Source organism: Pseudomonas sp. lyk4-R2A-10, from assembly GCF_030209075.1.
Lineage (GTDB): Bacteria > Pseudomonadota > Gammaproteobacteria > Pseudomonadales > Pseudomonadaceae > Aquipseudomonas > Aquipseudomonas glycinae.
On sequence record NZ_JARVSR010000002.1, the window covers coordinates 172,305 to 194,712 of the forward strand.

22 protein-coding genes are annotated in these 22,408 nt (G+C 60.8%); 8 read left to right on the forward strand and 14 right to left on the reverse strand.

Annotation, left to right across the window (positions count from 1 at the left end; all coding sequences use genetic code 11):
* Positions 1 to 76 precede the first annotated feature (76 nt).
* Complete coding sequence (locus QRN46_RS03025) at positions 77 to 595, forward strand: DUF3617 domain-containing protein (protein WP_007954220.1); 519 nt, start codon at positions 77 to 79, stop codon at positions 593 to 595.
* A 46-nt stretch (positions 596 to 641) separates the two neighbouring features.
* Here the strand turns inward: QRN46_RS03025 and QRN46_RS03030 are convergent, their stop codons facing one another.
* From QRN46_RS03030 to folE2, 6 genes are read right to left on the reverse strand one after another with little or no spacing between them, the layout of a single operon-like run.
* A complete protein-coding gene (locus QRN46_RS03030; protein WP_285354268.1) occupies positions 642 to 1,979 on the reverse strand; it encodes a dihydroorotase in 1,338 nt (445 codons plus the stop codon).
* Between the two features lie 3 nt (positions 1,980 to 1,982).
* The gene (locus QRN46_RS03035) at positions 1,983 to 2,543 is read right to left on the reverse strand and encodes a gamma carbonic anhydrase family protein (protein WP_011336655.1); all 561 of its coding nucleotides are present in this window, start codon (positions 2,541 to 2,543) and stop codon (positions 1,983 to 1,985) included.
* Complete coding sequence (locus QRN46_RS03040; protein ID WP_285354269.1) at positions 2,540 to 3,415, reverse strand: metal ABC transporter substrate-binding protein; 876 nt, start codon at positions 3,413 to 3,415, stop codon at positions 2,540 to 2,542. The genes QRN46_RS03035 and QRN46_RS03040 overlap by 4 nt, the downstream gene beginning before the upstream one ends.
* Positions 3,416 to 3,426: 11 nt before the next feature.
* Positions 3,427 to 4,293, reverse strand: coding sequence for a metal ABC transporter permease (locus QRN46_RS03045; protein ID WP_201819735.1), 867 nt, complete (start codon positions 4,291 to 4,293; stop codon positions 3,427 to 3,429).
* Positions 4,293 to 4,961: a metal ABC transporter ATP-binding protein gene (locus tag QRN46_RS03050; protein ID WP_011336652.1), complete on the reverse strand. Its 669-nt coding sequence runs from the start codon at positions 4,959 to 4,961 to the stop codon at positions 4,293 to 4,295. The genes QRN46_RS03045 and QRN46_RS03050 overlap by 1 nt, the downstream gene beginning before the upstream one ends.
* Positions 4,958 to 5,854, reverse strand: coding sequence for a GTP cyclohydrolase FolE2 (gene folE2, locus QRN46_RS03055; RefSeq protein WP_011336651.1), 897 nt, complete (start codon positions 5,852 to 5,854; stop codon positions 4,958 to 4,960). Before folE2 ends, QRN46_RS03050 begins: the two co-directional genes overlap by 4 nt.
* Positions 5,855 to 5,938: 84 nt before the next feature.
* Between folE2 and QRN46_RS03060 the strand changes: the two genes are divergently transcribed.
* Positions 5,939 to 7,138, forward strand: coding sequence for an N-acetylmuramoyl-L-alanine amidase (locus tag QRN46_RS03060; protein ID WP_285354270.1), 1,200 nt, complete (start codon positions 5,939 to 5,941; stop codon positions 7,136 to 7,138).
* On the opposite strand, the gene QRN46_RS03065 is transcribed toward QRN46_RS03060, so the two are convergent.
* Entirely contained in the window at positions 7,135 to 7,509 is a 375-nt protein-coding gene (locus QRN46_RS03065) for a hypothetical protein (RefSeq protein ID WP_011336649.1), read from the reverse strand. The two genes, QRN46_RS03060 and QRN46_RS03065, sit on opposite strands and share 4 nt — an antisense overlap.
* Positions 7,510 to 7,732: 223 nt before the next feature.
* Between QRN46_RS03065 and zigA the strand changes: the two genes are divergently transcribed.
* Entirely contained in the window at positions 7,733 to 8,938 is a 1,206-nt protein-coding gene (gene zigA / locus QRN46_RS03070; protein ID WP_285354271.1) for a zinc metallochaperone GTPase ZigA, read from the forward strand.
* Positions 8,938 to 9,588, forward strand: a complete 651-nt coding sequence (locus tag QRN46_RS03075) for a DUF1826 domain-containing protein (RefSeq protein ID WP_285354272.1) — start codon at positions 8,938 to 8,940, stop codon at positions 9,586 to 9,588. The genes zigA and QRN46_RS03075 overlap by 1 nt, the downstream gene beginning before the upstream one ends.
* Positions 9,589 to 9,592: 4 nt before the next feature.
* On the opposite strand, the gene QRN46_RS03080 is transcribed toward QRN46_RS03075, so the two are convergent.
* On the reverse strand, positions 9,593 to 9,949 hold the full coding sequence (locus QRN46_RS03080) for an NADH:ubiquinone oxidoreductase (RefSeq protein ID WP_201819750.1): 357 nt from the start codon (positions 9,947 to 9,949) through the stop codon (positions 9,593 to 9,595).
* Positions 9,950 to 9,973: 24 nt separating this feature from the next.
* Between QRN46_RS03080 and QRN46_RS03085 the strand changes: the two genes are divergently transcribed.
* Positions 9,974 to 10,945: a CobW family GTP-binding protein gene (locus QRN46_RS03085; protein WP_201819753.1), complete on the forward strand. Its 972-nt coding sequence runs from the start codon at positions 9,974 to 9,976 to the stop codon at positions 10,943 to 10,945.
* A gap of 1 nt (position 10,946) precedes the next feature.
* On the opposite strand, the gene QRN46_RS03090 is transcribed toward QRN46_RS03085, so the two are convergent.
* Entirely contained in the window at positions 10,947 to 11,360 is a 414-nt protein-coding gene (locus QRN46_RS03090) for a DUF3301 domain-containing protein (protein WP_011336644.1), read from the reverse strand.
* 117 nt (positions 11,361 to 11,477) lie between these two features.
* Between QRN46_RS03090 and pdxY the strand changes: the two genes are divergently transcribed.
* Positions 11,478 to 12,350: a pyridoxal kinase PdxY gene (gene pdxY / locus QRN46_RS03095; RefSeq protein WP_011336643.1), complete on the forward strand. Its 873-nt coding sequence runs from the start codon at positions 11,478 to 11,480 to the stop codon at positions 12,348 to 12,350.
* Positions 12,351 to 12,393: 43 nt separating this feature from the next.
* Here the strand turns inward: pdxY and QRN46_RS03100 are convergent, their stop codons facing one another.
* Positions 12,394 to 12,876 (reverse strand): acyl-CoA thioesterase, encoded by a 483-nt coding sequence (locus QRN46_RS03100; protein ID WP_003229693.1) that lies wholly within the window; start codon positions 12,874 to 12,876, stop codon positions 12,394 to 12,396.
* 282 nt (positions 12,877 to 13,158) lie between these two features.
* Here QRN46_RS03100 and QRN46_RS03105 point away from each other — a divergent pair, with 282 nt between their 5' ends.
* Positions 13,159 to 14,922: a cation:proton antiporter gene (locus QRN46_RS03105; RefSeq protein WP_285354273.1), complete on the forward strand. Its 1,764-nt coding sequence runs from the start codon at positions 13,159 to 13,161 to the stop codon at positions 14,920 to 14,922.
* Positions 14,923 to 14,944: 22 nt separating this feature from the next.
* On the opposite strand, the gene QRN46_RS03110 is transcribed toward QRN46_RS03105, so the two are convergent.
* The 4 genes from QRN46_RS03110 to uvrD all read right to left on the reverse strand — a co-directional run bounded on the left by QRN46_RS03110 (position 14,945) and on the right by uvrD (position 19,222).
* A complete protein-coding gene (locus tag QRN46_RS03110; protein ID WP_007954245.1) occupies positions 14,945 to 15,352 on the reverse strand; it encodes an SMI1/KNR4 family protein in 408 nt (135 codons plus the stop codon).
* Between the two features lie 138 nt (positions 15,353 to 15,490).
* Positions 15,491 to 16,369 carry a Tim44 domain-containing protein gene (locus tag QRN46_RS03115; RefSeq protein ID WP_285354274.1) on the reverse strand — a complete coding sequence of 293 codons (879 nt, stop codon included), beginning with the start codon at positions 16,367 to 16,369 and terminating at the stop codon, positions 15,491 to 15,493.
* A gap of 175 nt (positions 16,370 to 16,544) precedes the next feature.
* Positions 16,545 to 16,985 carry an EamA family transporter gene (locus QRN46_RS03120; protein ID WP_011336641.1) on the reverse strand — a complete coding sequence of 147 codons (441 nt, stop codon included), beginning with the start codon at positions 16,983 to 16,985 and terminating at the stop codon, positions 16,545 to 16,547.
* A 53-nt stretch (positions 16,986 to 17,038) separates the two neighbouring features.
* The gene (gene uvrD / locus QRN46_RS03125) at positions 17,039 to 19,222 is read right to left on the reverse strand and encodes a DNA helicase II (protein ID WP_007954248.1); all 2,184 of its coding nucleotides are present in this window, start codon (positions 19,220 to 19,222) and stop codon (positions 17,039 to 17,041) included.
* Positions 19,223 to 19,481: 259 nt separating this feature from the next.
* Between uvrD and QRN46_RS03130 the strand changes: the two genes are divergently transcribed.
* A complete protein-coding gene (locus QRN46_RS03130; protein WP_041475470.1) occupies positions 19,482 to 22,355 on the forward strand; it encodes a putative bifunctional diguanylate cyclase/phosphodiesterase in 2,874 nt (957 codons plus the stop codon).
* Positions 22,356 to 22,408 lie beyond the last annotated feature (53 nt).

The following is a 22,408-nucleotide window of genomic DNA, read 5'->3' on the forward strand; positions in this document are numbered from 1 at the left end:
TCAAGCTGCCAGCGCCGGTCATGAACCGAAACAGACGGCCGGCGTCTAACGGCCACTACTGATCAGGAGTTTTTCAATGAACGTTCGTCTGCTGGGTTTAGCGCTGGGCCTGGGTTTGGCCTTGCCGGTGGTTGCTCAGGCGCAAATGCTGCAGCCGGGATTGTGGGAAATGACGTCGAGCAATGTGAAGGTCGACGATCAGGTGATGGATGTGCAATCGATCCTCGGTCAGATTCAAGGCCAGATCACCCCGCAGCAGCGGGCTGAACTGGAGAAGCAGGGGATCAACATCGGCGGCAAGGGCATCCGCGCCTGCCTGACGCCGCAGCAGGTGGCGACCAACGATATTCCGCTGGCGGATCCGCAGTCGGGCTGCAAACAGCAGATCACCGAGCGTGTCGGCAACCAGTGGAAATTCCGCTTCAGTTGCCCGAAAGCCCAGGGCACCGGCGTCGCGACGTTCCTCAGTGACCGTGAGTTCACCACCGTCGCCAACGGTACTTTCAATGCCATCGGGATCAACCAGAAGGGCAGTCTGGAAACCCGGGCAGTCTGGTTGGGTCAGGATTGCGGCACAGTCAAACCGCGAGCGTAACGTCACTGTCGAAACCGCCTCCACATCGAGTGGAGGCGGTTTTTTTTCAGCGCATGAACCGCAGCGGCAATCCCTGGCAATTGTCATGGATCCGTTGGTCATGCCATGCAATCTGCCCCGACACTATCGTCGTGCTGACCCTATGCCGAAAGCTGCGCTGAGCGAACGGCGTCCAGCCGCATTGCGACAGAACCAGCTGGCGTGAAACCGCGACACCTTTTGGCTCCGGTTGAATCAACACCAGATCCGCCCAATACCCCTCACGCAAATAGCCTCGATCCGGAATGGCAAACAGATCCGCAACCCGGTGACTGATCTTGGCCACCAGCGTGGTGATCGGCAGCACGCCATCCGCCACCAGTTCCAACAACGCCGGCAGAGCGTGCTGCACCAGTGGCAGCCCGGACGGTGCCTGCTCATACGCTTGCTGTTTTTCTGCCCAGGTATGCGGTGCGTGATCGCTGCCGATCACGTCCAGTCGATTGCTCAGCAGTGCCTGGCGCAGAGCGTCACGATCGCTCTGGGATTTGATCGCCGGGTTGCATTTGATCAGGTTGCCGAGGTTCGGATAGTCACGGTCATCGAACAGTAAATGGTGCAGGCAGACTTCGGCGGTGATGCGTTTTTGCGTCAGCGGTTTATCTTCGAACAGGGCCAGCTCGCGGGCCGTGGTCAGGTGCAGGACGTGCAGGCGAGTGCCGTGACGTCGGGCCAGATCCACCGCCAGAGACGATGAACGAAAGCAGCTGTCGGCATTGCGGATCTGCGCGTGGGCATCGGGCGGCAGTTGGTTGCCGAAGCGTTCGCGCAGGTTTGTGGCATTCGCCTCGATGCTCGGTGTGTGTTCACAGTGGGCCAGCAGAACCGTCGGCACTTCAGCGAACAGGCGCTCGAGGGTGTGCGGGTCGTCCACCAGCATGTTGCCGGTGGACGCGCCCATGAACACTTTGACCCCGGCCACTTCGCTCGGGTTGAGTGCTGCGACCGTGTCCAGATTGTCGTGACTGACGCCAAAGTGAAAACCGTAGTTGGCCACCGAGCTGATCGCTGCCCGGCGCTTTTTGTCGGCCAGCGCGTCAAGGGTCAGGGTGGCAGGGTTGGTGTTCGGCATGTCCATGAAACTGGTGATGCCCCCGGCCACGGCTGCACGGGATTCGGTGTGGATACTGCCCTTGGCCGGCGCACCCGGCTCACGGAAATGCACCTGGTCGTCAATCATTCCCGGCAGCAGCCATTGGCCGTTGGCGTCGATTTCCCGGGTCGCGTTTTCACCTTCGATGCTGCCGGCGATCTTGACGATGCGCCCGTTGCTGACCAACAGATCGGCGTCGAACTCACGCCCCTCGTTCACCAGCCGCGCATTGCGAATCAGCACACTGCTCATGATTCAGAACTCGTTCTGCAGGGCTTTGTAGCCGCGCACCAGGTCGACGTTGGTGCGCGCCACGTCTTCGGAAAACTCCGAAGCGCTGACGCTCACTGGCGGGAATTGTGAGAGGTCGGTGCCCGGGCCGATGCGGGTGGTGGAGGGCACGTAGAACGCGTCCGGCAGATCCCGACCGTCGACCACCGAGTTGTGGCGCACTACGCAACCGTTGCCGACCACGCAGTTGAACAGAACGCTGTTGAAACCGATGAACACCCGGTCGCCGACCGTGCACGGGCCATGCACGATCGAGCGGTGGGCGATCGAGCTGAATTCGCCGATGGTCACCGCCGCGCCGGATTTGGAGTGGATCACCACGCCGTCCTGGATGTTCGAATTGGCGCCGATGGTGATCGGTTCCATCTCGCCCGTGGCGTCCACTTCATCAGCGCGGATCACCGCGTACGGGCCGACGAACACGTTTTCGCCGATCACCACTTTGCCGCAGATGATCGCGGTTTTATCGACGTAGGCAGACTCGGCAATCTGTGGCAAATCACCGGAAGGATTTTTACGGATCATGGTTGGCTCAGGGCTTGGTAAAGGGTGTTGAGGTTGTATTCGAACAGCCCGGTGAAGGTGCTGGCCGGGCCGCTGGCGGCGAGGGCGTCGGAGTACAGCGTGCCGCCGATGTGTGCGCCGCTTTCGTCGGCAATCTGTTTCAGCAGGCGCGCGTCCTTGATGTTTTCCATGAACACCGCTTTGACCTTGGCCTGGCGAATCTGGGTGATCAGCGCGGCGACTTCGGCAGCGGAGGGTTCGCGTTCGGTGGACAGACCTTGTGGCGCCATGAAGTCGATGCCGTAGGCCTGACCGAGATAACCGAAGGCGTCGTGGCTGGTAACGATCTTGCGGTTGCCCGGCGGCAGTGAACCGAGCTTGGCTTTCGCTTGGGCGAGGAGGGCGTAGATCTGTTTCAGGTAAGCCTGGCTGTTGCGCTCGTAGTCAGCTTTGTTGGCCGGGTCAGCAGCGATCAGCGCTTTGGTGATGTTGGCGACGTACAGCTCGGCATTCGCCAGGTTGTGCCACGCGTGAGGGTCGGGGACGGTTTCGCCGTCCTCATCCAGCGAGCGCGGAATCACGCCGCGACTGGTGCTGATCACCGGGGCTCTGGTGTCGGTGCTGGCGACCAGCCGATCCAGCCAGGGCTCGAAACCCAGCCCGTTCTTTACGATCAGTTTCGCCTTGAGCAGGGCCTTGGCGTCATCCGGCGTCGGTTCGTAAGTGTGGGCATCGGCGTCAGGGCCGACCATGTTGGTGATCTGGATATGCTCGCCGCCGACCTGATGCACCATGTCGGCAAGGATACTGAAACTGGTGACCACCGGCAGTTTTTCCGCCGCCGATAACGACATCGACAGCATCAGGCTGAACAGCACGAGTAGAGCGCGCATCGGGAAACACCTCATTGGGATGTGAGCAAAGGCGGGCGGCGCAACAGACCGTGAACCGGTCCGAACACCACGGACAACAAGTAGCCGGCACCGGCGACCAGCACGATGGCCGGGCCACTGGGCAGCGAGTAGTAGAACGACAGCAACAGTCCAAGCCATACCGAGGCGCAACCGATGAGCGCGGCGATGGCGATCAGGATCGGCAGGCGTCGGCTCCAGAAGCGAGACGCGGCGGCGGGCAGCATCATCAGGCCGACCACCATCAAGGCACCGATCGCCTGGAAACCGATTACCAGATTGAGCACCACCAGCGTCAGGAACACGCCATGGGCGACGGGGCCGAGTCGGCTGACCGTGCGCAGGAAAAACGGATCGAGCGTGTCGAGCAGCAACGGTTTATAGATCAGCGCCATGGCCATCAGGCTGAGCGCCGATACCCACAACATGCCGTGGAGGGTCGCGCCGTCCACCGCCAGTGCGGAGCCGAACAGCAGGTGCAGCAAATCGAGTCGCTTGCCGGCGATCCCCAGAATCAGCACACCGCTGGCCAACGAGATGGGATAGATCGCGGCGAGGCTGGCGTCTTCGCGCAGGCCGGTGCGTCGGGTAATCCACGCGGCGAGTCCGGCCATGCTCAGACCGGCACCGAGTCCGCCGAGGGTCAGCGCCGGCAGACTCAACCCGGCGAACCAGAACCCCAACGCGGCGCCGGGGAGGATGCCGTGGGCGACGGCGTCGCCGATCAGGCTCATCCGGCGCAGGATCAGAAACACGCCCAGTGGTGCCGTGCTGCACGCCAATACCAGACCGCCGAGCAGGGCGCGACGCATGAAGACGAACTCGTGGAACGGTTGCCATAAATGGCTGAGCGTCAGCATCAGGCTACCTGCGTGTGAGGCGTTTGCTGGATGAGATTGATGCTGCTGCCGTATGCGCAGCCGCTCGGTTTGATCAGCAAGGTCTGTGGAATGTGTTGGCGCACGGCGGCGAGGTCATGGCAAACCACGACCAGGGTTCGTCCTTGTTCATGCCAGGCGTGCAGGTGTTGCCACAACAATGTCTGACCCAGTTCGTCGAGCGCGGCATGGGGTTCGTCGAGCAGCAGCAACGGTGTGTCTGCCAGACTCAGTCGAGCGAGCAGGGCGCGTTGCAGTTCCCCGCCGGAGAGGGCCATCAGGGGACGATGTTCCAGTCCGCTCAGGTGCCAGTCTTCCAGTGCGGATTCGAGACGTTGGGCTCTCAGTTGCGACGACAGTCGGCGTCCCCAGAAACCGGCTGCCACCAACTCTTGAAGACTGATCGGGAACTGTCGATCCAGATGCTGTTGCTGAGGCAGGAAGGACAAACCGCTTTGGCGTGGGACACCCAACTCGACCTTGCCGGCCAACGGTCGCTGTAAACCTGCGATGACTTTGAGCAGGCTGCTTTTGCCACTGCCGTTGATGCCGATGATTGCCGTCATGCTGCCGCTTTCCAGCCTTAGGCTGAGCGGTGCAGTGAGCGGTTGGCCGGGTATTCCCCAGCTCAGGTTGTGGCAGCGAATCATGGCTGCTCCCGGCGCCAATGACTCTCGGCGACGGCGTCGTGAGCATGAAGGCTTTCGGCGTGGATGACTCGTACGTGGAATTGGCTGATACCGGGTGAGCCACGCAGTGCCAGGTTCAGGCGTCGTGCAGCGTCTTCGCAGAACATAAGGTTCTGGCCGTTGGCGAGGGCGAAGGCTTGTTCGTCGGCGCGTTTCACAGCGGTTTGCACGGCGGTGCCGAGGGCTGCTTCGGCGTCGTTGATGATGGACGTCAGCGGTAGTTCGTCGACGAATTCATCCAGGTGCAAATGTAGCTGGGCAGTACTGCGCTGGCTGTGAGGTGTGGCCACGATGCCTTGGGTCGAACCGAGCCACGCCAACACATCGGCGTGTTGCAGTGGTTTGTTGGCGAAGTCGTCGACGAATTGTTGCTGGATCAACTGCCTCGCCAATGCCGCAGAGCACGGGCAAGTTGAGGAATACGCGACGTCGATTTTCAGTTCCACGTGGAACACTTTGTTTTTTAGCTGGGCTGAAACAGTGACGGGATAGTTTTTCCATCCCGCCAAAGGGCTGACCAACGCGGGCCTTCTGAGGAGCAAATCAATATGGATATTAAGATAGGCGGCTTCGGACAGATCTTCGTGGCTGTCGAGAAAGCGCTGCAAAACTTGTCGTAAAAGGGCAGGAGAAAGGTTCTGCTGCTCCATCGCTTCCAGCCCCAGATAGAGCCGCGACATGTGAATGCCGCGTGCGTCTCCATCATCCAGGCTGACGCCTGCATCCGCTTTGGCAGCCAAGCGTTGGCCTTCGATAAACACAGGTAATGCGATGCCGCACATCCCCACCCATTCGAGAGGCAGGGCCTGGCGGGCGGCTTGAGCCGCGACATCCGGCAAAGTCAGCGCGTTCATGAGCAGTTCCATCATGGTAATTGAATTTGATGTTACATTATAACAATTCAAACCACGATGCCTTTTTCATGAACAGGCTTTCATATGCACAGACGTCACTTGCTCAACCTGATGCTGGCCAGCGCGGCCTTTGTTTTGCCTTTTTCGGTGTCCGCTACGCAGATACGCAATGCGCGGCTTTGGCGTTCGGATGACAAGCTTCGGCTGGTGTTCGATCTGAGTGGTTCCGTGAGCTACGAGACGTTTACCTTGAGTGCACCAGAGCGGTTGATCATCGATTTGAACGGCGCCAGCCTGATTGGGGACTTCAGCCAATTGACGTTATCCGGCACCCCTATTCATTCGATCCGCTCCGGCCATTTTGGCCAAGGGAACACACGGATCGTGCTGGATTTAAGCAGTCCGGTTCAGCTCAATTCATTCTTGTTGGCGCCTCAGGATGGGCAAGGACATCGCCTGGTTTTGGACTTGATGAGCGCATCAGCAGGAGTCCCGGCGAGCGTTCCACGTGAAACACTCCAGGAAAAATCTCACCCCAAGCGCGACATCATGGTGGTGGTCGACCCAGGTCATGGCGGGAAAGATCCGGGTGCAATCGGCGCCAAAGGCGAGCGAGAAAAGGATGTGGTGCTGTCCATCGCGCAACTGCTCGCACGTCGGCTTAAACGTGAGAAAGGCTTTGATGTGAAGCTGGTTCGTAACGAAGATTTCTTCGTCCCGTTACGCAAGCGTGTGGAAATCGCGCGTCAGCACAAGGCTGACATGTTCATCTCGGTGCACGCCGATGCTGCGCCGCGTCTGACCGCTTCCGGGGCGTCGGTGTATTGCCTGTCGGAAGGCGGCGCGACGTCCGCCACCGCGCGGTTCATGGCGCAGCGTGAGAACGGTGTGGATCTGCTCGGTGCAACCAGCCTGCTCAATCTCAAAGACAAGGATCCGATGCTCGCTGGCGTGATCCTCGACATGTGGATGAACGCAACCATCGCCGCCAGCTTGCAACTCGGAAACACAGTGCTGAGCAGTCTGGCTGGCATTACCACGCTGCACCAAAAGCGCGTGGAACAGGCTGGATTTGCCGTTCTGAAATCGCCGGATGTGCCGTCAATCCTGGTGGAAACCGGGTTTATTTCCAACGCACGGGACAGTCAGCGCTTGGTGACCGCGCGTCATCAGCAGGCCGTGGCGGACGGTTTGTTTGAGGGCTTGCAGCGTTACTTCCAGAAAAACCCGCCTGTCGACAGCTATATGGCCTGGCAACAAGAGCAAGAAGGATATCGGGTTTAGCAGCCGGTGATCCGGCTGCAGGTGAACTTTGCACTGCTGCCGCCTGAGCTGGAGAACCGATTGATCGTCGTCCAGCCCACACGGCGGTTGTAGCCAACCCAGGCTTCACCATCGGAAGCGATGCCGGTGAAAAAGGTCAGTTGCCCGTAGCGGCTGTTGGTTTGCGCCCAATAGCGGTTTCCCGCTTTCTCGAATCCGCGCAGGTAAATCGTGCTGCCGACGGTGTTGACGCTATACGCGTTGCCGTTGCCATCAATGCACGCCAACAGGTTTGCGCTGCGCGTGCAATTGGCGAGTCCCGGCACTTGTGCTTCGGCTTTCAGCGTCAGTAATGCCAGGCAGATAAACGAGTATTTCAGCGCGGTTTTCATGATGTGACTCGGCGATGAATTGATTGCAGCTTCCAGCCCTTTGTCACTTTGAGCAAGAAGAGAGTGGATTGATTTTGTTGTTATACTATAACATTAGTCGGACAAGGCTTTCCGTGGCTTCCATTTCAAGCGTCCGTTTCCCTGGTGACCCCATCGAAGCCCAAGAACGCTCGCCTCGAGAGCCTCCTGCGCTGTTTAGCGACCGTCTGATGAGGTTTATCCAATGTCTTCCCGACTTCCCGTGACCGTTTTGTCCGGCTTTCTCGGTGCCGGAAAAAGTACACTTTTGAATTACGTACTACGTAACAGAGATGATTTGCGCGTCGCCGTTATCGTCAACGATATGAGCGAGATCAACATCGATGGCAGCGAAGTCCAGCGTGATGTCAGCCTGAACCGTGCCGAAGAGAAGCTCGTGGAAATGAGCAACGGCTGTATCTGCTGTACGTTACGCGAAGACCTGCTTGAAGAGGTCAGTCAGTTGGCCCGCGAAGGCCGCTTCGATTACTTGCTGATCGAATCCACGGGAATCTCCGAGCCGTTGCCAGTCGCCGAGACGTTCACTTTCCGTGATGAACAGGGGCAAAGCCTTACCGACATCGCTCGCCTCGACACCATGGTCACTGTAGTCGACGGTATGAATTTCCTGCCGGACTACCAGGCCGCCGAAAACCTCGCCTCCCGTGGCGAATTTCTTGGTGAAGAAGATGAGCGCTCGATCACCGATCTGCTGATCGAGCAGATCGAATTCGCCGACGTCCTGTTGATCAGCAAGATCGACCTGATCAGCAGCCGCGAGCGGGAAGAGCTGATGGCCATTCTCAGACGCCTCAACGCTCAGGCCGAGATCATCCCGATGGTCATGGGTGAGGTACCGCTGGAGAAAATTCTCAACACCGGTCGTTTCGATTTTGAAAAGGCCGCCCAGGCCCCAGGCTGGTTGCAGGAATTGCGTGGCGAACATGTGCCGGAAACCGATGAGTACGGCATCGCATCCACGGCCTATCGGGCGCGCCGGCCCTTTCATCCGCAGCGTTTCTTCGACTTCATCGATCGTCCTTGGGTAAACGGCAAATTGCTGCGCTCCAAAGGCTTCTTCTGGCTGGCCAGCAAACCCACCGACGCCGGTAGCTGGTCTCAGGCAGGTGGCCTGATGCGCCACGGTTTCGCCGGGCGCTGGTGGCGCTTCGTGCCAAAGGAACAGTGGCCGCAGGATCAGGAAAGTACCGCCGCGATCATGGAAAACTGGATCGCCAGCGTAGGCGATTGTCGCCAGGAGCTGGTGTTTATCGGACAGAACATCGATTTCGCACAGCTGTCGTCGGAACTGGATGATTGCCTGCTGACCGATGACGAAATGGCGCTCGGTACTCAAGGCTGGCTACAACTACGCGATCCGTTTGGCTCATGGCACGACGAGGTCGCCTGATGCTCGCCCTGACATCGCTGCCAGGCAGCATTCGTCATCAGTCTTTCGGCAAGACCCCGCAGGCACTGGCGAACATTCTCGACGACGAGACCAACCTCGCGGTCTGGCAGCGCCAGCTTCCGATGCACATTGCCGAGTTCGCTGACTTGTTGTTGTCTCTGAACGAGCCTTACGCCGAGGCGCTTTGCCTGGAATTGCTGGACGAAGACGCCGAACCGGATCTCACTGGGCTGGCCAGCGGCTTTCGCGATCTGGAAGGCTACGAAGGGTTTATCAGCGACTTGAAATGGCTGGTCAGTGCCTTCGCCTGCTTGCTCGGCGCGCGGCGGATCGGCTTGCGCCTGCGTGTGCTGGACAAGGCCATGTGTCCGCGTTTTCACGTCGATCATGTGCCGGTGCGGTTGATCACGACCTATTCAGGCGTTGGCAGCGAATGGCTCAGGGAAGGGGAAATGGACCGTCGGCAACTGGGACAGCCGCAAGCCGAGCCGCAGGAAACTTCACGGATTCAGCAATTGAATCGGGGCGAAGTGGCGTTGCTAAAGGGCGAGAAATGGCACGGCAACGAAGGTTTCGGCCTGATCCATCGCTCGCCGCAACCGGCGCCGGGTGAGCGGCGGCTGATGCTGACCCTCGACTGGCTCGGATAGCGCCTCAGGGCTTGAGCCATTTCCCCTGGCTCTGAGTCTCGCAATAGGGCTGCAAATACGCCGCATCGGTGGCCACGCCGTAATAGTGGATATCTTGGCGATAAGGCATATTGGCGACTTGCGCGTTGCTGCACACGCCGAACGCGCCGGCGGGGCACTGCTCGACGTATTGAACCTCGACTTTCTGCCCGGCCAGGGTCGGCTGGCAGAAGCCGTCGCTGAACAGTTTTTCCGGGATGTTGCGGTTCTGCTGGCAGACCTTCACGTCGAGCCGCTCCGCCTGGCTGTGCACCACGCAGGCCTGTGCCAATGCCTGGCCAGATACCAGCGTCAGCAGCAACGACCATCCCATCCACCGCATCTTTGACCTCCAGAAACCTTGATCATGTTGCAGAACATTCCCACCCACGTCATCGCCGGCCCCTTGGGCGCGGGCAAGACCAGCCTGATCCGCCAGCTCATGGCCCAGAGACCGGAGGGCGAACGCTGGGCGGTGCTGATCAACGAGTTTGGCCAGATCGGTCTCGACGCTGCGCTGTTGACCTGCGAAGCCGATGGTATCGCACTGGGCGAAGTGGCCGGGGGCTGTTTGTGTTGCGTGAACGGTGCGCCGTTCCAGATTGGTTTGGGGCGATTGTTGCGCAAGGCACGGCCGGATCGCCTGTTCATCGAGCCCTCGGGGCTCGGGCATCCGGCGCAGTTGCTGAAGCAACTGAACGAGGCGCCGTGGCAAGGCGTACTCGCCGTACAACCTTGCGTGCTGGTGCTGGACGCCCAGGCCCTTTCCGAGGGCAAACCGCTACCGGACGCGCAGCAGGAAGCCTTGTCCAGCGCAGGCCTGCTGCTGTTGAACAAGGCAGAAAACCTCGACGAGCCCACGCGTGAGCGAATCGCCCGACAGTTGCCGCCTGTCCGACTGATCTGGACGCAGCAGGCGATGTTGCCGCTCAGCGAATTGCCGGGGCTGGCAGTACAGGCGCAGGCCGGTGTGGATAAGTTGATCGTGCCTCAGGGGCTGGCACAAATGCCGGCCATCTGGAGCGATCCGGCATTGCCGATCTGCCTGAGCCAGGCGCAGGAGAGTGGCTGGAGCATCGGTTGGCGCTGGCATCCGAGCCAGGTATTCGATGTATCGGGGATTACCCAATGGCTGAAAAGCCTGAACTGGCGCCGGGCCAAACTGGTGATTCACCAACCGGACGGCTGGCAGTCAGCCAATGCGCTGGATAATGCCGAGCTCAGCTGGCTGCCCAGTGAATGGCGCAAGGATTCCCGGATCGAGCTGATTTTCGACGAACCGCAGGCGGTCAGTGAATTACAGGCCGGTCTTGCCAGGTGTCGGCTTCACACAGGCTGATTCAAGGCTTCCACTTGGTGTGTTCCTGGCGCCACTGGCTCAGCTCGATCACTTCACCACGTGGCTTGGTCACTTCCACCACGGGCGGTGTGTCATCGAACGGTGCCGGGTAGGGCGCCAGTTCGATCTGCGCGCTGTGCGCACCGAACTGGGTGATGGTGCCGTTGTGCCGGGTTTCTCCGGTCACGGTAAATTCGAAATTGTAGACCCGGGCCAGGCGTCGCCGACCGCTGGCGTCCTTGATCAGGCCGATCTTCTTCAGCGCCACGTTACCGTCGAGCAACTCGACGCCGACATTCGCGCAATGTTGTTTGACCCGCTCCAGTGCCCGCTCGCGCAAGCCGTGGTTGTGCCAGAGCCACGCACCGGCGACGGCGAACAGCATCAGCACGAAAATGTTTTCCAGGGTGAGCATCAACACGAAACTCCAAATGATGGCGTCAGCTTAACTGCGTCGCCGGTCTGTCGTACAGGCTGCGTTTCGTCGCATACTGCGCGGCTTGAATTTCAATCGTTTTACGGAAAAACCCGAATGAAACGTACGCCTCATCTGCTCGCCATCCAGTCCCATGTGGTGTTCGGCCACGCCGGCAACAGCGCTGCGGTTTTTCCGATGCAGCGGGTCGGGGTGAATGTCTGGCCGCTCAATACGGTGCAGTTTTCCAACCATACGCAGTACGGTCAGTGGGCCGGCGAAGTGCTGGCGCCGCACCGGATCCCCGAACTGGTCGAAGGCATTGCCGCCATCGGTGAGCTCGGTAATTGCGATGCGGTGCTGTCAGGTTATCTCGGTAGCGCGGCGCAGGGCCGGGCGATTCTCAGTGGCATCGAGCGGATCAAGGCGGTCAACCCGAAAGCCCTTTATCTGTGCGACCCGGTGATGGGGCATCCGGAAAAGGGTTGCAGCGTTCCCGCCGAGGTCAGTGACTTCCTGCTGGAAGAAGCCGCTGCCGTTGCGGATTTCATGTGCCCGAACCAGTTGGAGCTGGACAGCTTCTCCGGGCGCAAGCCGCAGTCGCTGTTCGATTGCCTGGCGATGGCGCGGGCGCTGCTGGCGCGTGGGCCGAAAGCGGTGCTGGTCAAACATCTGGATTATCCGGGCAAACCGGCGGATGGCTTTGAAATGTTGCTGGTAACGGCCGAGGGCAGCTGGCATCTGCGGCGTCCGCTGCTGGCGTTTCCGCGTCAGCCGGTCGGTGTGGGCGATCTGACGTCCGGCCTGTTCCTGGCGAGAGTGCTGCTCGGTGACAACCTGGTGGCGGCGTTTGAATTCACCGCAGCAGCGGTGCATGAAGTGCTGCTGGAAACCCAGGCCTGCGCCAGTTACGAGCTGCAGCTGGTGCGAGCGCAGGACCGGATTGCGCACCCGCGGGTGAAGTTCGAGGCTACGCCGATCAGCCTCTGATCATTGCAGCACTCGCGGACCACGTCCGCGAGCGTGCTTTCACTCAGGCGTCGCCCTTGATTTCCTGATAGCGCTTTTCCAGCTCCTGACGGATCTGCCGGCGTTGTTGTGCCTGCATGTAGCGGCGCTTGTCTTCGCTGTTCTGCGGTTGCAGCGGCGGTACGGCGGCGGGTTTGCGTTGATCGTCCACCGCGACCATGGTGAAGAAGCAGCTGTTGGTATGGCGCACCGAGCGCTCGCGGATGTTCTCGGTCACCACTTTGATGCCGACTTCCATCGAGGTGTTGCCGGTGTAGTTCACCGACGCCAGGAAGGTCACCAGTTCGCCGACATGGATCGGCTCGCGGAAAATCACCTGATCCACCGACAGGGTCACCACGTAGCGGCCGGCATAACGGCTGGCGCAGGCGTAGGCCACTTCGTCGAGGTATTTGAGCAGGGTGCCGCCGTGGACATTGCCAGAGAAGTTGGCCATGTCAGGGGTCATCAGTACCGTCATCGACAGCTGGGCGTTTCCGGGTTCCATAACGTTCTCACGGGTCAAGGCAGGGTTGCTGGAAGAAACACCTCTGCGGGTGCCTGGTCGCTTTTCAAAAGCACCGATATCGGGACGCCAGGCAGCTGGTCGCCGTCACGCCCGAAGCGATCTGTTTCCATATATTGCACCGCCTTTCAGCCGGAAGTCGCGGTGTTACCCTGCAAAAGCGCCTCCCCAAGGGCGATTCCTACACCCAAAGCGGATTTTTACTCAGCTCGCCCAGACATTTCCCATGCCTGCGTGAGCCTCGTCATTCAAGGAGCCCACACCATGCATGCCATCAGCTTTATTCAGGATCTGGCGGTGATCATGCTGGTCGCAGGTGTGGTGACCGTGCTGTTCCACCGCTTCAAGCAGCCGGTAGTGCTCGGCTACATCGTCGCCGGTTTCATCATCGGCCCCCACACGCCGCCGTTCGGCCTGATCCACGACGAAGAAACCATCAAGACACTCGCCGAGCTGGGGGTGATTTTCCTGATGTTCTGCCTGGGTCTGGAGTTCAGCCTGCGCAAGCTGTTCAAGGTCGGCGCCACGGCCTTCATCGCGGCGTTCCTCGAAATTGTCCTGATGATCTGGATCGGCTACGAAATCGGCCGCTGGTTCGACTGGAACACCATGGATTCGCTGTTCCTCGGCGCGATCCTGGCGATTTCCTCGACCACCATCATCGTCAAGGCGCTCAACGACCTGAAGATGAAAAACGAGCGCTTCGCGCAGCTGATCTTCGGCGTGCTGATCGTCGAGGATATTCTTGGCATCGGCATCATCGCCTTGCTGTCGAGCATTGCGGTCAGCGGCACGGTGAGCTCCGGCGAAGTGTTTTCCACGGTCGGCAAGCTCTCGCTGTTCATGATCGTCGCCCTGGTAGTCGGCATTCTGCTGGTGCCGCGTCTGTTGGCTTACGTCGCCAGGTTCGAAAGCAACGAGATGCTGCTGATCACCGTGCTGGGCCTGTGTTTCGGTTTCTGCCTGCTGGTGGTCAAGCTTGAGTACAGCATGGTGCTCGGCGCGTTCCTGATCGGCGCGATCATGGCCGAGTCGCGGCAACTGCTGAAAATCGAGCGCCTGATCGAGCCGGTTCGCGACCTGTTCAGCGCGATCTTCTTCGTCGCCATCGGCCTGATGCTCGACCCAATGATTCTTCTGCAGTACGCGTGGCCGATCGCGGTGATCACTGTGGCCGTGGTGCTGGGCAAGATGCTGTCCTGCGGTCTGGGTGCCTTTATCGCGGGTAATGACGGACGCACCTCACTGCGGGTCGGGATGGGGCTTTCGCAGATTGGCGAATTCTCCTTCATCATCGCGGCGCTGGGGATGACCCTGCAGGTCACCAGCAACTTCCTGTATCCGGTGGCCGTGGCGGTTTCGGTGATTACTACGTTGCTGACGCCGTACCTGATCCGGGCTGCCGATCCGCTGTCGATCAAGCTGTCAGCCGCGATGCCGCAGCGCCTCGGTCGAGTGTTCGGAATGTACGGCGAATGGCTGCGTAGCATTCAGCCGCAGGGTGAGGGCGCGATGCTGGCGTCGATGATCCGGCGGATCCTGCTGCAGGTCGGGGTCAATCTGGCGCTGGTGATCGCGATCTTCTTTGCCGGCGCTTTCTTTGCCGGGCGCCTCTCGATCTGGATGCAGGAATGGATCATCGACCCAAGCTGGCAGAAGGCGTTGATCTGGGGCGGGGCGTTGCTGGTGTCGTTGCCGTTCCTGATCGCGGCCTATCGCAAGCTCAAGGCGCTGTCGATGTTGCTGGCGGAGATGGGTGTGAAGCCGGAAATGGCCGGGCGTCACACACAGCGAGTGCGCCGGGTGATCGCCGAAGTGATCCCGATCATCTCGCTGCTGGTGATTTTCCTGCTGCTGGCAGCCTTGTCGGCCAGTATCTTGCCGACCAACAAGTTGCTGGTGCTGATCGCCGTGGTCGCGGCCGCCGTGGCGGCGCTGCTCTGGCGCTGGTTCATCCGGGTGCACACGCGGATGCAGGTGGCCCTGCTGGAAACCCTCGACAACCACAAGGAGCCGTCGGGGCACTGACCACCCATGGAAGTGGGGCGTTTCAGCTTTCCAGCCAAACGTCCCGCGCCCAGTGCCAGACCGATTCCCAGGACTCTTCGGTGATCAGTTCTTCTTCGCCCGACCACAGCACCACGGTGCCGTCTTCTTCGACGCAGTAGTAGTCGTCACCGTCCTGGCAGATCGGGATCAGGTCCCGCGGCACGCCGGCATCCCAGGCGTTGGCAGCGACGTCCGGCAGGTAGGTGTGGGATTGCGGGTCGGTGACGGTCACTGGCTCCAGGCTGCCGTAAACCACGTCGCTGACGGTCAGCAGAAACTCTTTGAAGACGAACGGGATGTTGATGAAGAGTTCTTCTTCGATTTCCACCAACTGGTCTTCGTCGGGCAACTCCAAAGGAACCGGTACGGGTTCGTTGGCTTCGCGCAGTTGTTCGATGATTTCTTCCACGTCCGGGATCCTCTTGCTTGAATGGCGCGGTTTATATGGGGCGGTTTATACAGTAGCTCGCTATAGATGCAACCGCGAAATAGAAAACCCCGGCCGAGGCCGGGGTTTTCATTGCTACACGTAAAACGTCGTAGGTGATCAGCCGTTCTGGCGGATACCGGCGACCAGCCAAGGCTGGTTGTCGCCCTGTGGACGTTCCATGTTCCAGCTTTCGCTGAACACTTCGCCCTGCTGGTCGAAACGCGAGGTCTTCGACACGCCGTTGAAGGTCAGGGTGGCGATGGTCTTGTCCGCACGGTCATCCACGCCATCCAGTTGCACCTGGAGATTGTCGATGTAGGTGGACTGGAAGGCGTCACCCAGCTCCGCGCGTTCGCGCTTGAGGAACTCGAACATCTGCGGAGTCACGAACTCGGCGATCTTGTCCATTTCGTTGGCGTCCCAGTGCTGCTGCAGCGCCTGGAAGTGGCTGCGGGCAGCTTCGAGGAAGCGCTGTTCGTTGAACCAGGCCGGCGCGTTGATCACCGGACGGGTGGCAGCAGGCGCGGCCGAACCACCGAAGATCGAACCCATGGCTGCCGGTTTCTGTTCGAACACTTCACGCTGCATCGGCGCGCCGGCCGGAGCGAACTGCTCCTGCTGCTTGCGGCGACGGGCGGCGATGAAGCGGAAGATCACGAACGCGATCACGGCCATGATCAGGATGTCGAAGAACTGCATGCCTTCGAAGCCGCCGCCCATGAACATGGAAGCGAGCAGGCCACCGGCCGCGATGCCGGCCAGAGGGCCGAGCCATTTCGAAGCACCGCCGGCCTTGGCCGCAGCGCCCGCGGCACCGGCAGCACCAGCGGTCGCCGCAGCGCCGCCCATGCCTGGGGAAGAAGGAGCCATCTGGCTGGTCTGGTGCGTCGGCGCAGCGCCGGCGCTTTTGCCACCACCAAAGCGCTTGGCGTTGGCGTCGAGGCTCATCGTCAGGCCGATGCACAACGCCATGGCGATGCTAAGAAAACGTTTCATAAAGGGAATTCCCGTTTGTGGAGACACGCGCGCCATGTTGCACAGCTGAAGTGTTACTGGCTAGCGAGAGAGTGTTTCGGGCTTTTGCCTGACAGGTTACGTTCAGCTCGGTCAGGACAATAAGGCCATGTACTTTTGTCTGTAGGAAAAGGAGATAGGTTCAGCAGGAAATGGATCAGCGCCGCAAGGCCAGCATCACCACACCGGCGGTGATCAAGCCGATGCCGCCCCACTGGCGCAGGTCGAGTTTCTCGCCCAGCAGGATCACACCGAGCACCGCCACGAAGACCACACTGAGCTTGTCCACCGGGGCGACCAGCGATGCCGGGCCGACTTTCAACGCCCGGAAGTAGCACAACCATGAAGCGCCGGTGCCCAGGCCCGACAACAGCAGGAACAGGTAGCTCTTGGCGGAGATCGATCCCAGGGACTGATATTGGCCCGTGGCGTACAAAATCAAGGCCAGACTGACCAATACGACGATTGTGCGCAGCAGGGTGGCGAAGTCGGAGTTGACGTTTTCGATGCCGATCTTGGCGAAGATGGCCGTCAGTGCGGCGAAGGTGGCCGAGAGCAGGGCCCAGAATGTCCAGGAGGAAAAGAAGCCAGTGCCCATCGACGTTGCCTCCAGTGTTCGTTCCCGCGCCGGGGGCGGGAACGAACGGTGACTTATATGGCTTCCAGCTTCGCGTACCCGAGCATCAGCCACTTGCTGCCTTCGGCGAAATTCACCTGCACCCGGGCCTGGGCGCCGGCGCCTTCGAAGTTGAGGATCACGCCGTCGCCGAAGATCGAGTGACGGACAGCCTGGCCAAGGCTCAGGCCGGTTTCCGGAATCTCGCTGCCGCTGAACAGGTTGCTGCCGCCCATCGACTGGTTACCGCCGAACGGCCGGCTGACGCTGTTGGACAGGCGTACTTCCTGAATCAGGCCTTTCGGTACTTCCCGTACGAAACGCGACACCTTGTTGTAGGTTTCGCTGCCGTACAGGCGTCGGGTTTCAGCATAGGTCATCACCAGATTCTGCATCGCCCGGGTAATGCCGACATAGGCCAGGCGCCGTTCTTCCTCAAGGCGTCCCGGCTCTTCCAGGCTCATCTTGTGCGGGAACAAGCCTTCTTCCATGCCCACCAGGAACACGTAAGGGAATTCCAGGCCCTTGGCGCTGTGCAGGGTCATCAACTGAATGCTGTCTTCGTGCTCGTCGGCCTGGGTGTCACCGGCCTCCAGTGAAGCGTGGCCGAGAAATGCCGCCAGTGGCGTCAGTTCTTCGTCTTCTTCGGTGTTCTCGAAGTTGCGCGCAGCGCTGACCAGTTCCTCAAGGTTTTCCACCCGGGCCTGGCCTTTCTCGCCTTTTTCCGCTTCGTGGTAGGCGATCAGTCCGGATTGCTCGATGACGGTCTGGGTCATCAGGTGCAACGGCATCTCGGCGCACTTGGCAGCCAGGTTTTCGATCAGTTCGATAAACGCGCCCAGCGCACCGGCGGCGCGACCGGTCAGGCCTTTGTTGGCCACCAGCTGGCGCATGGCTTCCCACATCGACACATCGCTGTGACGGGCATGGTCGCGGATCGCTTCGACGGTTTTCTCGCCGATGCCGCGCGCCGGGACGTTGATCACCCGCTCCAGGGCCGCATCATTGCCGCGACCTTCCAGCAAACGCAGGTAAGCCATGGCGTTCTTGATTTCCGCCCGCTCGAAGAAGCGCTGGCCGCCATAGATGCGGTACGGAATGCGTTCACGCAGCAAGGCTTCTTCCAGAACGCGCGATTGGGCGTTGGAGCGGTAGAGAATCGCGATATCGCTGCGGGCCAAGCCGGTTTTCAGCGCGCTTTCGATGGTTTCGACAACGTAGCGTGCTTCATCGTGCTCGTTGAAGGCGGCGTAAAGATTGATCGCTTCGCCATCGCCGCCATCGGTCCACAGCTCTTTGCCCAGACGCCCGGTGTTGTTGGCGATCAGGGCGTTGGCGGCCTTGAGGATGCCGGCCGTGGAGCGGTAGTTCTGCTCCAGACGGATGGTCACCGAGTCCGGGAAGTCCGAAGAATACTGGTGGATGTTCTCGATTTTCGCGCCGCGCCAGCCGTAGATCGACTGGTCGTCGTCGCCGACCACCATCAGGCTGTCGCCGCCCTTGCCCAGCAGACGCAACCAGGCGTACTGCACGGCGTTGGTGTCCTGGAATTCGTCCACCAGAATGTGTCGGAAGCGCTTCTGGTAGTGCGCCAGCAGGCCCGGGTGGTCGCGCCACAGGTCGAGGGCGCGCAGCAGCAGTTCGGAGAAATCGATGACGCCGGCACGCTGGCATGCGGCCTCGTACGCTTCATAAATGCCGCGCATGGTGGCCAGGAACAGATCGCCGCTGGCTTGAATGTGTTGCGGACGCAGACCTTCGTCTTTCTGCCCGTTGATGAACCATTGGGCCTGACGGGCCGGCCAGCGTTGCTCGTCCAGCCCCAGCTCGCGGATCACCCGCTTGACCAAGCGTTGCTGGTCGTCGCTGTCGAGAATCTGGAAGGTCTGGCTCAGCCCGGCTTCCTGCCAGTGCGCCCGCAGCAGGCGGTGCGCCAGGCCGTGGAAGGTGCCGACCCACATGCCGGCCGGATTGATGCCCAGCAATTGTTCGATGCGGTGACGCATCTCGGCAGCGGCCTTGTTGGTGAAGGTCACCGACAGAATCGAGTGGGGCGAGGCGTTCTCGACCTGGATCAACCAGGCGATACGGTGCACCAGCACTCGGGTTTTGCCGGAGCCGGCACCGGCCAGGACCAATTGACGACCAACGGGAGCCGCTACGGCCTGGCGTTGGGCATCGTTGAGGGAGTTCAGCAGAAGGGAGAGATCATCGCGCATCGGGGCATTCTAGGGTGCGCCGCAGGCCCGGGCAAACCGAGCTTTGCATTAGCCGATGAAAGTGCTGCCGATGACGACCGGTCGGTCACCGGCTACAGGCGTTGGCCCGCCTGGCATCGGGGCTTTGGCGGGTGACGAGCGGTGGAAAAGTTTCGGTGAAATTATGATCTGGGGCAGTTTGGCAAGTGGTTCGGCTTGTGTATGCTCCGTCCACGTTTCCGGGCGCATGCTCACACTTATAAGAACAAGAACGTTGCCTATGACCCTCAGCTTCGACCTGTCGGGCCCCTCCTTGGAGCCTCGGGTGATCCGCAAGCTTTACGCCACCCAGATGGCGGTCGAGCGCACGCGCCTTCTTTATCAGGGTTCGCTGTTGCCCACCCTGTTCATGTTGATCAATGGTCTGGTCTGCGCCGGCCTGCTCTGGAGCCCGCAGCGTTACTTTGTGGTCAGCGTCTGGCTGGTGTGGCTGTTGTCGCTGGTGGCGTTGCGGGTGATTCAGGTCGCTGCGTTCGACTCGGCGATTCCCGATCGCCAGGCCCAGCCGATCTGGGGGCGGATGTTCCTGCTCGGCTCGACCATGACCGGTCTGACCCTGGCCGGTGCCGGCATCGCTTTGGTTCCGGCCGACAACTTCATGCAGCAGGCCTGGGTGTTCGGCCTGATCGGCGCCGCGACCCTGTCGGCCAGCGTGGCCTACGCCGTGAGCATTCCGGCCTTTCTTTCCTTTACCTTGCCGTGCCTGTTGCCGGCCATCGGCTATCTGTTCTGGGGCGGTGACGAACTGGCGCGCGGCTGGGGCTGGCTCGGGCTGATCCTGCTCGGCTCGCTGAGCGTGGTGGCGTGGCAGGTCAATCGGCTGATCGATCGCGGTTTGCTGCGGCGCTTCCAGAACCAGCACCTGATCGAACACCTGCAACAAGCGCAAACCCGCAGCGAACAGCTCAATCAGGAGCTGGCGAAGGAAATCGAACACCGGCGCTGCGCCGAGAGCAAGCTGCGCGAAGCCCAGGTCGAACTGGAAGACCGGGTCGCCCAGCGCAGCCGGGAACTGGACGTCGCCAACCAGGCCCTGAGCAAGAGCGAGGCGCGCCTGGCCCTGGCGTTGAAGGCCAGTGAGCTGGGGCTGTGGGACTGGAACCTGCAAACCGACGAAGTTCACCACACGCAGATTCAGGAACTGTTCGGTATTGATCCGGAATACGTCACCGGGCTGCTCAGGCACCTGCGGCCACGCCTGCACCCGGAAGACGTGCCGCCGCTCAAGCGAGCGTTGATCGAGCACTTGAAGGGGCGCACCGAGGACTATCAGATCGAGTACCGCGTGCGCCACGGCGACGGCCACTGGGTCTGGATCGAAGACCGTGGGCGGGCGGTAGAGCGCGACGAGAACGGTCGGGTCATCCGCATGGTCGGCACCCGCCGCGACATCAGCGTCAGCAAAAGCCTGGAAGCCCAGCAGCAGCTGGCTGCGACGGTGTTCGAGGCCGCCAGCGAAGGCATCGTGATCCTCGACCCGAATTATTCGCTGATCGCCATCAATCAGGCCTTCAGTCGGGTCACCGGCTATGACATCGGCGACATGCTCGGGCGCAACGTCGTCGAATTGCCTTGCAGTCGCGACGCCCGTCGGCACTACGTCGCGATCCGCCACGCGCTGGAGCAGCACGGCAGCTGGCAGGGCGAACTGGTGGAAACCCGCAAGAACGGCGAGCTGTATCCGCAGTGGCTGCAGCTGAATGCCGTGCGCGACAGTCGGGGCAATGTGAGCCATATCGTCGGCTTCTTCGCCGATCTGTCGGCGCGCCGCGAATCCGAAGAGCGCATGCGCTACCTGACCCACTACGACGAGCTCACTGGCCTTGCCAATCGCTCGCTGTTTCGCGAACGCCTGCACGAAGCCCATCAGCGCGTGCGACAGGGCGGGCGTCGGAGTCTGGCGTTGCTGCACATCAATCTGGATCGCTTCAAGCTGCTCAACGACAGCCTCGGTCACGAGATCGCCGACCAGTTGCTGCAAAAGATGTCCCGGCGTCTGGTCAATGCTCTTCCGGAAGCCGACACCATCGCCCGGCTGTCCGGCGATGAGTTCGCGGTACTGTTCGACGCCTACGGCAACCTGTCGAGCCTGGCGCGGGTCGCTACCCGGTTGTCGAGCAAGCTGCGACTGCCGTTGACGGTCGAAGGGCATGAACTGGTGGTCAGTGCCTCGATGGGCATCAGCATGCTGCCGGACAATGCGCGGGAGATTTCCGCGCTGGTCAGCCAGTCGAACATGGCCATGCAACATGCCAAGCACCTGGGCGGCAACAACTTCCAGTTCTACACCGACAGCCTGCAGGCCAGCACGCTGGAACGCCTGCAACTGGAAAACCAGCTGCGCAAAGCCATCGAGGACAAGCAGCTCAACGTCTTCTATCAACCGAAACTGTGCCTGGCGACCGGCCGTCTCAACGCGGCGGAAGCGCTGGTGCGTTGGGATCACCCGACCATGGGCCGGGTACCGCCGGGGGATTTCATCGGTCTGGCGGAGGAGACAGGGCTGATCGGGCCGATCGGTGAGTTCGTGCTGCGCCAGGCCTGCTGGCAGGCGTGCGAATGGCAGCGTCAGGGGCTGGCGCCGATCCGGGTTTCGGTGAACCTGTCGGTGCATCAACTGCGTCAGGGCAAACTGGTCAGTCTGGTGCGCCAGGTGCTGGAGGAAACCGGGCTGGCGCCGCACTACCTCGAACTGGAGCTGACCGAAAGCCAGTTGCTCGACAGCGTCGAACACATCATCGCCACGTTCCAGCAGTTGCGGGATCTGGGGGTGAAGCTGGCCATCGACGATTTCGGTACCGGCTATTCATCGCTGAGCTATCTGAAACGGATTCCGGTGGACTACGTGAAGATCGATCAGGCCTTTATCCGTGGATTGGGCGAGGGCAGCGAAGACGCGGCGATCACCCGGGCGATCATTGCGATGGCTCACGGGTTGTCACTGAAAGTTGTCGCCGAAGGTGTCGAGCGTTCCGAGCAACTGGCGTTTCTGAAAGCTGAAGGTTGCGACGAGGTGCAGGGCTATCTGATCAGCCGTCCGGTGGAGGCGGTCGGCCTTGCCGCGTTGCTGCGTGAACAGGAAAAACCGCTGTAAAGGGCTACATGCAGCGCATGTCGCCTGATCCGGGGGGATCCAGTTACGCATTG

Bases quoted from the DNA above. Each gene is read 5' to 3' on its own strand.
- QRN46_RS03040 (WP_285354269.1), bottom strand. From the start codon at position 3,415: ATGCGCGCTCTACTCGTGCTGTTCAGCCTGATGCTGTCGATGTCGTTA.
- QRN46_RS03075 (WP_285354272.1), top strand. From the start codon at position 8,938: ATGCTCGCCCTGACATCGCTGCCAGGCAGCATTCGTCATCAGTCTTTC.
- QRN46_RS03065 (WP_011336649.1), bottom strand. From the start codon at position 7,509: ATGAAAACCGCGCTGAAATACTCGTTTATCTGCCTGGCATTACTGACG.
- QRN46_RS03025 (WP_007954220.1), top strand. From the start codon at position 77: ATGAACGTTCGTCTGCTGGGTTTAGCGCTGGGCCTGGGTTTGGCCTTG.
- QRN46_RS03060 (WP_285354270.1), top strand. From the start codon at position 5,939: ATGCACAGACGTCACTTGCTCAACCTGATGCTGGCCAGCGCGGCCTTT.
- QRN46_RS03050 (WP_011336652.1), bottom strand. From the start codon at position 4,961: ATGATTCGCTGCCACAACCTGAGCTGGGGAATACCCGGCCAACCGCTC.
- QRN46_RS03035 (WP_011336655.1), bottom strand. From the start codon at position 2,543: ATGATCCGTAAAAATCCTTCCGGTGATTTGCCACAGATTGCCGAGTCT.
- QRN46_RS03115 (WP_285354274.1), bottom strand. From the start codon at position 16,369: ATGAAACGTTTTCTTAGCATCGCCATGGCGTTGTGCATCGGCCTGACG.
- uvrD (WP_007954248.1), bottom strand. From the start codon at position 19,222: ATGCGCGATGATCTCTCCCTTCTGCTGAACTCCCTCAACGATGCCCAA.
- zigA (WP_285354271.1), top strand. From the start codon at position 7,733: ATGTCTTCCCGACTTCCCGTGACCGTTTTGTCCGGCTTTCTCGGTGCC.
- QRN46_RS03090 (WP_011336644.1), bottom strand. From the start codon at position 11,360: ATGCTCACCCTGGAAAACATTTTCGTGCTGATGCTGTTCGCCGTCGCC.
- folE2 (WP_011336651.1), bottom strand. From the start codon at position 5,854: ATGAACGCGCTGACTTTGCCGGATGTCGCGGCTCAAGCCGCCCGCCAG.
- QRN46_RS03085 (WP_201819753.1), top strand. From the start codon at position 9,974: ATGTTGCAGAACATTCCCACCCACGTCATCGCCGGCCCCTTGGGCGCG.
- QRN46_RS03030 (WP_285354268.1), bottom strand. From the start codon at position 1,979: ATGAGCAGTGTGCTGATTCGCAATGCGCGGCTGGTGAACGAGGGGCGT.
- QRN46_RS03045 (WP_201819735.1), bottom strand. From the start codon at position 4,293: ATGCTGACGCTCAGCCATTTATGGCAACCGTTCCACGAGTTCGTCTTC.
- QRN46_RS03105 (WP_285354273.1), top strand. From the start codon at position 13,159: ATGCATGCCATCAGCTTTATTCAGGATCTGGCGGTGATCATGCTGGTC.
- QRN46_RS03120 (WP_011336641.1), bottom strand. From the start codon at position 16,985: ATGGGCACTGGCTTCTTTTCCTCCTGGACATTCTGGGCCCTGCTCTCG.
- QRN46_RS03100 (WP_003229693.1), bottom strand. From the start codon at position 12,876: ATGGAACCCGGAAACGCCCAGCTGTCGATGACGGTACTGATGACCCCT.
- QRN46_RS03130 (WP_041475470.1), top strand. From the start codon at position 19,482: ATGACCCTCAGCTTCGACCTGTCGGGCCCCTCCTTGGAGCCTCGGGTG.
- pdxY (WP_011336643.1), top strand. From the start codon at position 11,478: ATGAAACGTACGCCTCATCTGCTCGCCATCCAGTCCCATGTGGTGTTC.
- QRN46_RS03080 (WP_201819750.1), bottom strand. From the start codon at position 9,949: ATGCGGTGGATGGGATGGTCGTTGCTGCTGACGCTGGTATCTGGCCAG.